Raw genomic sequence first — 2314 nt, 5'->3', positions numbered from 1 at the left:
ATAATATTTTAATGGGCTGGAAGACTGAAGAACATTAGCCGCTGAACACACTCAGAATCTCGTTGTTCTCTGAGTGTAAGGAGATCGCTATGACAACCCAAACTGTATCCACGGAACCTAAAGGTGGCTTCTTTGCTAACTTTAAGTTTCCTTCCGCTTACACCATCCTTTTCATTCTAATTGCTCTTGTGGCCCTTTTAACCTGGATTGTGCCTGCAGGTCAGTATCAGCGGACCATGAATGAAGAACTGGGCAAAGAAGTGCCTATTGCGGGAACTTATCAACACGCAGAAGGTAACCCACAAGGGGTGATCGATGTGTTGATGGCACCGATTGACGGCTTTTATGACCACAACAGCTACGAAGCTGCCGCGATTGACGTGTCTCTGTTCATTTTGGTCATTGGTGGCTTTTTGGGCCTAGTGACCAAAACAGGTGCGATTGATGCGGGCATTGAACGCGTAACAGCGCGGCTTGAAGGGCGTGAAGAGTTGATGATACCCATCCTGATGGCGCTGTTTGCCGCAGGTGGTACGATTTACGGTATGGCGGAAGAATCCTTACCTTTCTACACCTTACTCGTACCTGTGATGATGGCCGCTCGTTTTGACCCACTGGTTGCCGCCGCTACCGTACTGCTTGGCGCGGGTATCGGTACGCTGGGCTCCACTATCAACCCGTTTGCCACCGTAATTGCGGCCAACGCAGCGGGCATTCCGTTTACTGATGGCATCATGTTGCGCTTAGCAATGTTAGCTGTCGGTTGGGTTATCTGTGTACTGTACGTGATGCGCTACGCGAAAATGGTGCAAGCAGATCAAAGCAAATCGATTGTGTACGACAAGTACGAAGAGAACAAAGCTCACTTCCTTGGCAACCAAAGTGGAGAGAAACTCGAATTCACCGCCACCCGCAAAGTTATTTTGACCATTTTCGCGGCCGCTTTTGGCGTGATGATTTATGGGGTATCTGTTGCTGGATGGTGGATGGCTGAGATCTCAGCGATGTTCTTGGGTGCAACCATCATTATCGGTTTAATTGCTCGTATGAGTGAAGAGGAATTCACCACCAGCTTTATTGATGGTGCACGAGACCTATTAGGCGTAGCGCTGATCATTGGTATCGCACGCGGCATTGTGGTGATCATGGACCGCGGGATGATCACCGACACTATTTTGTTCTCAGCCGAGCAAATGGTTACTGGCCTTTCATCCGTCATTTTTATTAACGTAATGTATTTACTGGAAATTCTTCTCTCTTTCCTTGTACCTTCGTCTTCTGGCCTTGCGGTATTAACCATGCCCATCATGGCTCCATTGGCTGACTTTGCAGGCGTTGGCCGCGACCTTGTCGTCACGGCTTACCAATCGGCTTCAGGGATAGTCAACCTCATCACGCCAACCTCTGCGGTAGTGATGGGCGGCTTAGCAATTGCTCGTGTACCTTATGTTCGCTGGGTGAAATGGGTCGCACCACTGTTAGGCATATTGTGCGTATTCATTATGCTATCTCTCAGCCTAGGTGCGATGCTATAGCGCCAAACTGATGAACGATACGATATGTCGTAGGTGAAAACCGCGTCACACCCTTTAAAAGCCGCATGATTGCGGCTTTTTTATTGGCAGGCCGACTTAGGCTCATTGGCTGCGCAGCTACCCAGTTCTAAACATGATACGTTAGCCAAATCAGGAAATGATGGCTTTCAACGTCGTTAGATAGCCATTAGTTTTGATGGCTATTTTTTATAGCAATCGGCTGGGATAAATAACCACTTTTGGTGACTAAATAAAACGCGGCCTATATTCCTTTATCACCAAATTCAGATCGCCTGCTATGTCATCTCTCATTTTCCGTCCTCTATTACGCCCATTCAGACAAAACATCTACATTAGAAAGCCTGCGTGAGATCAAGTTTTATTAAGAAAGTTATGTTAACACAGCCCATTTCTTCGACTCACATTCAACTATATACCCTTTTCAAGTGCATATTCTTAACCAATTCGATGAATTATCGATGTGTTTTTGGTGCATAAAATTCCCAACCAAAATACCGAGCCTATATGGAGTAGTGCTGCGTGAGATTTAAATTGAATGAACATCCATAAAAAAAGCAGTAATAAATATGACACTCACAATATAAACACTGCATAAACATTGTTAAAAAACTATTATTTTAGCCGAATTTCAATATAAATCATTCTGTGATGGACCTCTAAGAACATATACAGACCAAGGGTAATATTAATTGCAGAACAAAGAAGTGAATAAATAAATTCATACTGAATTCCCTACAGAAATAATTATGTATTTATCC

1 protein-coding gene is annotated in these 2314 nt (G+C 44.8%); it reads left to right on the top strand.

The genetic code is table 11. From position 1 onward, the window contains the following. Positions 1 to 89 precede the first annotated feature (89 nt). Positions 90 to 1535: a YfcC family protein gene (locus AACT21_RS09365; RefSeq protein ID WP_026027156.1), complete on the top strand. Its 1446-nt coding sequence runs from the start codon at positions 90 to 92 to the stop codon at positions 1533 to 1535. Positions 1536 to 2314: the final 779 nt, after the last annotated feature.

Origin of the sequence: Vibrio sp. V08_P9A1T1 (assembly GCF_963874405.1) — a bacterium.
Taxonomy (GTDB): domain Bacteria; phylum Pseudomonadota; class Gammaproteobacteria; order Enterobacterales; family Vibrionaceae; genus Vibrio; species Vibrio anguillarum.
The sequence above is the reverse complement of the archived record's forward strand: the minus strand, read 5'-3'. Positions and strand labels throughout refer to the sequence as shown.